Raw genomic sequence first — 6,726 nt, 5'->3', positions numbered from 1 at the left:
CCGAGAGGACGAGTACGCCGGTGGTCGCCCCCTCCGGCTCCAGCAGGACGCCGTCGGGGTCGGTCAGAGTGGTCTCACGCACGATCAGGCGACCGGGGTCTCCTCGTCGGAGCGGATGTCGATGCGCCAGCCGGTCAGCCGGGCGGCGAGGCGGGCGTTCTGCCCCTCCTTGCCGATCGCCAGCGAGAGCTGGTAGTCGGGCACCACGACGCGGGCGGACTTGGTCGCCTCGTCGATGATCTCGACCGAGGAGACGCGGGCCGGGGACAGCGCGGAGGCGACGAGCACCTTCGGGTCCTCGGACCAGTCGACGATGTCGATCTTCTCGCCCTGCAGCTCCGACATGACCTGGCGGACCCGCTGACCCATCGGACCGATGCAGGCACCCTTGGCATTGACGCCGGGGACGGTCGACTTGACCGCGATCTTGGTGCGGTGACCGGCCTCGCGGGCGATCGCGGCGATCTCGACGGTGCCGTCGGCGATCTCGGGCACCTCGAAGGAGAAGAGCTTCTTGACCAGGTTGGGGTGGGAGCGCGAGAGCGTGATCTGCGGGCCGCGCATGCCCTTCCGCACGCTCACGACCAGGGCCTTGATCCGGGTGCCGTGACCGTAGTCCTCACCCGGCACGCGCTCGGAGAGCGGAATGACGCCCTCGAGCCGGCCGAGGTCGACGAGCACGTCGTCGGGGTTGCGGCCCTGCTGGATCACGCCGGAGAGGATGTCGCCCTCCTTGCCGGAGAACTCGCCGAACTTCACGTCGTCCTCGGCGTCGCGCAGCCGCTGCAGCACGATCTGCTTGGCGGTGGTGGCGGCGATCCGGCCGAAGCCCTCGGGCGTGTCGTCGTACTCCCCGATGACGTTGCCCTCGTCGTCGACCTCGGAGGCCAGCACGCGTACGTGGCCGGTCTTGCGGTCCAGGTCGACCCGCGCCTTCGTCTGGGCGCCCTCGGTCTTGTGATAGGCCGTCAGCAGCCCCTGCTCGATCGCCTCGACGAGCACATCGAGCGAGATCTCGCGTTCCCGCTCCAGCATCCGCAGGATGCTCATATCGATGTCCATGGCCTACTCCCCCTCGTCGATCCGCTTGAACTCGATCTGCACAAGCGCCTTCTTCACGTCCGCGTACGCCACCTCGCGGCGCTTCCCGCTCACCTCGAGACTCGCCCGCTCCTCGTCGGACTCCTTGACGCGTCCGGTGAAGGTAGAGCCGTCGGTGGCGGTGACCTTGACCAGGCGACCCTTGTTGCGGCGCCAGTGGCGCGGCAGGGTCAGCGGCCGGTCGACACCGGGAGAGGTCACCTCGAGGGTGTAGGGCTGCTCGCCCATGACGTCGGACTCGTCGAGGACCCTGTTGACCTCACGGGTTGCCTCGGTGACCTCCTCATGGGTGATCCCGCCGTCCTTGTCGACGGCGATCCGCAGGATCCGGCGCTTGCCGGCCGGCGTGATCTCCACGGCCTCGATGTCCAGGCCCAGGGCCAGGAGCGGGTCGGCGAGGGCCTCCTCGATGGCACTCGCGATCGCGTCCTTCCGCTCAGCACTCAACGCGATCTCCCCCTGCATCCTGTTGTCCGGTCCTGTTGTGGCTGGTCCGATTGTCTGGGCCTCCGAGCACACGGCGCCTCTGTCGAAACCATACCTGTACGCCTCGGGTGTCCCGAAACAGCGCGCGGCTGTGTTGGAAAGCCGCTGACGCGACTCCCGCCGGCTGTCGTTAGGGTTCCTCACGTGACCAGCGCACGTGCCCTCCAGATGCTCTCTCGGCGCACCGCTGTGGGTGTCGCCGTGGTCGCCCCGCTGGCCGCCTCGGCATGTTCGGCCTCGGAGATGCTGGATCCTGTCAAAGCACCTCCGCCCAGCACTCCCCCGGCCCCCGCCAACCCCGACCAGAGTGTGATCGACGCCACGGTCGCAGCGATCCTGGGCGCAGACCAGGGCGCGCCGGCGGCGTTCGCCCAGCTCCACCGGGTGCACATCGAGGCACTGGCTCCCACGAAGGGCATCACCGCGGATCCGGCGACCGGGCGCTGGCAGGACCGTCAGCTCGCCCTGGTCACGAAGCTCACCACCGCCGCGGGACGAGCGGCGGACCCTCAGCTGGTCACGCTGCTCGCATCGGCTGCCGCCGGTCAGCAGCAGCTCCTGCACGGACGGGGTCTGGCATGACGACCGCGGACACAGCCTCGACGGAGGCCGTTCAGGCGGCGCTCGCGGTCGAGCACGCCGCGATCTTCGTCCTCGGCGCGCTGGGCGGGCGCACCTCCGCCTCCTCGGCACCGGCCTTGGCGCGGGCGCTCACGGATGCGTACGACGACCACGTGAACGCGCGCGAGGCGCTCGCCGCGCGCGTGGTGGCCGCCGGGATCGAGCCGGTCGCACCCTCCGCCGTCTATGACCTGCCCGGCAGGATCGGCACGGAGTCCGGCATCGGCGCCGCGGCGCTGCGGCTGGAGAAGGACACCGCCGCGACCTACCTCTCGCTGGCCCCCAAGGCGACCGGCGCCGACCGTACGCTGCTCATCCAGCTGCTGTGCCGGGCGGCGGCGCGCCAGCTCGACCTGGGCGCGAAGCCGACGGCGTTCCCTGGGACCTGAACGGGCGGCTGCCCCAAAACCGAGATGGCCCGCGAACCGTCCGGCGCGGGAGACTCCCGAGATGTCTCCCGAGACCGGGCGGCTCGCGGGCCAGGTTTGGCCTGGACACGAGGCCTGAGAAGCCGCCTGCGGCGGAACCTCTCTTGCAGAAGTATGCAATCCCCGCTCAGAGAGGCCCAGACCCGCAAAAGCGCATTGCAAGAACTTGCAACTTTTGAGGCATCATTCCCAGGAGCGAACGATGTGGTGTATGTCGCTCAACCGTCGGGCCACGGCGTCCGGAGAGCCCTCGCTGTGGCCCAGCTGACTGCTCGGGATGTTGCTGTGTGGGATGTGGATCGCCCGCATACCGGCCTTCTGAGCACCGTACACATCATCGAAGAGCCTGTCGCCCACGTAGACGCATCGAGATGGATCCGAGACCTTCACCGCCGCCATCGCCGCCTGGAACGCCTCCTCGGCGGGCTTCGTCCACGGCACCTCCGAGGTGTAGACGTCGCCGTCGAGCAGGTCGAGGACTCCGTCGCGCTCGAAGAACCCGCGGTGCCACGCGCGCGGCCAGATCGTGTTGGACAGCACCCCGACGCGTACGCCGTCGGCGCGAAGCGCCGCCCACAGCGGCCCGACGTCCGGGTCGGTCAGCGTGTGCGGCTCCCAGAACTCGTAGTAAGCGTGGAGCAGCTCCGGGTCGTGCTCGAGCCCGGCCTCGGCGAAGAGGTCGTCGATCGTGGAGCTGTGCTGATGGTCGCGGCTGCGCGCCCAGATCGTCTCGCCGGCCTGGTGCAGCCTGGTCGCGTTGACCGGGTGGTCGTCGTCGCACGCCCCCTTCACCGCCTGGGCCAGCGCCAGCGACTCCGCGTGGAAGTCGATGTCGTGCCACTTCGTCAGCGTTCCGCCCCAGTCGAAGATCACCGCGTCGATCGCCATGGCCCGACCCTAGCGGCGCTTCAGCGAGACAGTCGCGCCGATTCGGCGGCCTCGGTGAGCTGCTCGCGGAAGTCGGGGTGGGCGCAGCGGTCGATGATGCGGCGGGCGCGAGCGGCCGGCGAGAGGCCACGCAGGTCGGCGACCCCCTGCTCGGTGACGACGACCTGTACGTCGTGGGCCGTGTGGTCGACGCGGCTGACGAACGGCACGATGCGCGAGACCGTGCCCTGCTCCGCGGTCGAGGGCGCGACGAAGAAGTTGAGGTGGGCGTTGCTCGCGAAGTCGCCCGAGCTCCCGACCGCGTTGACGTTGCCGTGGATGTCGGCCTGTTCCATCGGGTCGATCGCGATGAGGCCGAGTCGGCGGATGACCTCGGGATGGTTGGAGATCTCCTGCGGGCGGAGCAGGACCCGGCCCTTGTAGTGGTGGACGTCGCCGCCGAACCGGCGGGTGCCTGCCTCGGAGAGGCCGAAGGCGGTCGCCGAGACCCCGATCAGCTTCCCCGAGTCGAGCAGGTCGAGGAGACCGTCCCAGATGGTGTCGGTGTAGGCCGTCAGGTGCTCGAACTCGGCCTTCTGAAGGCCGGCGAGGACTGCGTCGGCGACGGGTCCGGCGCCAGTGTGGAGCGGGAGCAGGCTGCGATGGAGGCGGTCGTGGCGTACCTCGTGGCGGAGGAAGTCGACGACGAGCTCGGCCATCGCGAGCTCGATCTCGCCGATCGGGTTCGGCGGCAGGCCGGGATCGGGAAGGGCGGTCTCGACGACGGCGACCACCTTGGCCGGGTCGACGAGCAGGTAGGGGTCACCGATGCGCTGCATCGGCGTGGTCAGCTGGATCGGTGCTCGCAGCGGTGGCAGCCGGCTGCCGTGATGGATGTCGTGGAATCCCTCGAACCCGCGTGGGTGCCGGCTGTTGACCTCGAGGATCACCTGCTCGGCGAGGTCGAGCCAGGTCTGGTTGTTGCCGACGCTGCTCCCCGGCACGAGCAGACCGTTGGGCAGGATCGCCGCCACCTCGACCACTGCGACGTCGAGAGCGCCGTAGAACCCCGAGACGGCGTGCTGCCCGACGCGGGAGTGACGTACGTCGACGTCCTCCGGCCACTCCCGGACCTCGCCCAGCGCCTCCGGCACCGCCTTCGGGCGGCCGGCGCCGGCGAACCCCGAGAGCGCCACGGTCTCCCCCGGGTCGATCTGCGCGGCCGCCTCCGCCGCGCTCGTCACGCGCGTGGCGAGCGCGTGGTCGAGAATCCTGTCCCCCGTCATGGGGTCGATCTTGCCGCATTCGGGGTGGTTGGAATCCCCGGTTAACCGGGTATTCCTGCGCTTCTCAGGCATTGCAACACCCGAGAAGCGCAGGAAACACCCGAGAAGTTCCGGTTATGTCAGCCGGCGACGACCTCGGTCAGGTGGGCGACGGCGTCGGCGAGGGCGACCTCGGTCTTCTCGCCGCTCTTGCGGTCCTTGACCTCGATCTTGCCCTCGACCAGGCCCTTGCCGACGGTGACGATGGTCGGCACACCGATGAGCTCGGCGTCCTTGAACTTCACGCCGGGCGAGACCTTGGGGCGGTCGTCGTAGAGCACGTCGATGCCGGCGGCCTCGAGCTCCTCGGCGAGCTTGGCAGCGGCCTCGAAGACGGCCGAGTCCTTGCCGGTGGCGACAAGGTGGACGTCGTACGGAGCCACGTTGCGGGGCCAGGCGAGGCCGATCTCGTCGAGGGTGCCCTCGGCGATGGCGGCCACGGCACGGGTGACGCCGATGCCGTAGGAGCCCATGGTGACCGTGACGAGCTTGCCGTTCTCGTCGAGCACCTGCAGGCCGAGCGCGTCGGCGTACTTGCGGCCGAGCTGGAACACGTGGCCCATCTCGATGCCGCGGGCCAACGTCAGCGGACCACTCCCATCCGGAGCCGGGTCGCCCTCGCGGACCTCCGCGGCCTCGATGGTGCCGTCGGGGGTGAAGTCGCGGCCGGCGACCAGGTCGATGACGTGCTTGCCCTCGACGTTGGCGCCGGTGACCCAGCGGGTGCCGGTGACCACGCGCGGGTCGACCAGGTAGCGGATCCCGGACTCGGACTTCTCGCCGAGCACCTCGGGTCCGATGTAGCCCTTCACGAGCGACGCGTGCTTCTTGAGCTCGACGTCGTCCATGGGCTCGACCTCGATCGGCTCCAGCTGGCCCTCGAGGCGCTTGATGTCGACGTCGCGGTCACCGGGCAGGCCGATGGCGAGCGGCTCGACGGTGCCGTCGGGGTGGCGCAGCGTCACGAGCACGTTCTTCAGCGTGTCGCCGGCCTCCCAGGGCCGGTCCTCGCGCGGGTACGCCTCGTTGAGATGGTCGACGAGCGTCTGGATCGTCGGGGTGTCGGGGGTGTCCTCGGCGTGAGCGGCGGGCACGTCCTCGTAGGAGATCGGCTCGGGGGCCAGCGTCGTGACCGCCTCGACGTTGGCCGCGTAGCCGCCGGGCGAGCGTACGAAGGTGTCCTCGCCGGCCTCGGAGACGGCCAGGAACTCCTCGGAGGCCGAGCCGCCCATCGCGCCGGAGGTCGCCTTGACGATGACGTACTCGAACCCGAGACGGTCGAAGACCCTGACGTACGCCTCGCGGTGGGCCTGGTAGGCCGCCTCGAGACCCTCGTCGGTGTAGTCGAAGGAGTAGGAGTCCTTCATGATGAACTCACGGCCGCGCAGCAGGCCCGCGCGGGGACGCGCCTCGTCGCGATACTTCGTCTGGATCTGGTAGATCGACAGCGGCAGGTCCTTGTAGGAGCCGTAGAGGTCCTTCACCAGGAGCGTGAACATCTCCTCGTGGGTGGGACCGAGCAGGTAGTCGGCCTCCTTGCGGTCCTTGAGCCGGAAGATGCCGTCGCCGTACTCCGTCCAGCGGCCGGTCGCCTCGTAGGGCTCGCGCGGCAGCAGCGCCGGGAAGTGCACCTCCTGGGAGCCGATCGCGGCCATCTCCTCGCGGATGATCTGCTCGACCTTGCCGAGCACGCGCAGGCCCAACGGCAGCCAGGAGTAGATCCCCGGAGCGGCGCGGCGGATGTAGCCGGCACGGACAAGCAGCTTGTGGCTCGCGACCTCGGCGTCGGCGGGGTCCTCACGCAGGGTCCGCACGAACAGGGTCGACATACGGGCGATCATGCGGGCAAGCGTACGGCTCACCTGACCGCTCCCGCGAACCGGTCAGAAGCGTGTTGC

Annotated in this window: 7 protein-coding genes; 2 read left to right on the top strand and 5 right to left on the bottom strand. The window is 69.6% G+C overall.

The window, feature by feature from the left end:
- Positions 1 to 84 precede the first annotated feature (84 nt).
- Both nusA and rimP read right to left on the bottom strand, forming a co-directional pair.
- Positions 85 to 1,062 carry a transcription termination factor NusA gene (nusA, locus tag ACFVJS_RS11225; RefSeq protein WP_165110443.1) on the bottom strand — a complete coding sequence of 326 codons (978 nt, stop codon included), beginning with the start codon at positions 1,060 to 1,062 and terminating at the stop codon, positions 85 to 87.
- 3 nt (positions 1,063 to 1,065) lie between these two features.
- On the bottom strand, positions 1,066 to 1,548 hold the full coding sequence (gene rimP / locus ACFVJS_RS11220; protein WP_378879541.1) for a ribosome maturation factor RimP: 483 nt from the start codon (positions 1,546 to 1,548) through the stop codon (positions 1,066 to 1,068).
- Between the two features lie 183 nt (positions 1,549 to 1,731).
- On the opposite strand from rimP, the gene ACFVJS_RS11215 reads away from it, so the two are divergent.
- Together ACFVJS_RS11215 and ACFVJS_RS11210 are read left to right on the top strand one after the other, a co-directional pair.
- Positions 1,732 to 2,169: a hypothetical protein gene (locus tag ACFVJS_RS11215; RefSeq protein ID WP_378879538.1), complete on the top strand. Its 438-nt coding sequence runs from the start codon at positions 1,732 to 1,734 to the stop codon at positions 2,167 to 2,169.
- Positions 2,166 to 2,597: a DUF4439 domain-containing protein gene (locus tag ACFVJS_RS11210; protein WP_378879536.1), complete on the top strand. Its 432-nt coding sequence runs from the start codon at positions 2,166 to 2,168 to the stop codon at positions 2,595 to 2,597. The genes ACFVJS_RS11215 and ACFVJS_RS11210 overlap by 4 nt, the downstream gene beginning before the upstream one ends.
- A gap of 222 nt (positions 2,598 to 2,819) precedes the next feature.
- On the opposite strand, the gene ACFVJS_RS11205 is transcribed toward ACFVJS_RS11210, so the two are convergent.
- The 3 genes from ACFVJS_RS11205 to ACFVJS_RS11195 form a co-directional block, all read right to left on the bottom strand.
- A complete protein-coding gene (locus ACFVJS_RS11205; RefSeq protein ID WP_378879533.1) occupies positions 2,820 to 3,524 on the bottom strand; it encodes an HAD family hydrolase in 705 nt (234 codons plus the stop codon).
- 20 nt (positions 3,525 to 3,544) lie between these two features.
- Positions 3,545 to 4,789: an acetyl-CoA hydrolase/transferase C-terminal domain-containing protein gene (locus ACFVJS_RS11200; RefSeq protein WP_378879530.1), complete on the bottom strand. Its 1,245-nt coding sequence runs from the start codon at positions 4,787 to 4,789 to the stop codon at positions 3,545 to 3,547.
- Between the two features lie 119 nt (positions 4,790 to 4,908).
- Complete coding sequence (locus ACFVJS_RS11195; RefSeq protein WP_378879527.1) at positions 4,909 to 6,669, bottom strand: proline--tRNA ligase; 1,761 nt, start codon at positions 6,667 to 6,669, stop codon at positions 4,909 to 4,911.
- Positions 6,670 to 6,726: the final 57 nt, after the last annotated feature.

This window comes from Nocardioides sp. NPDC057772 (genome assembly GCF_042798075.1).
Lineage (GTDB): Bacteria > Actinomycetota > Actinomycetes > Propionibacteriales > Nocardioidaceae > Nocardioides.
Note: the sequence above shows the minus strand (reverse complement) of the source record. Positions and strands in the feature narration are given on the sequence as shown.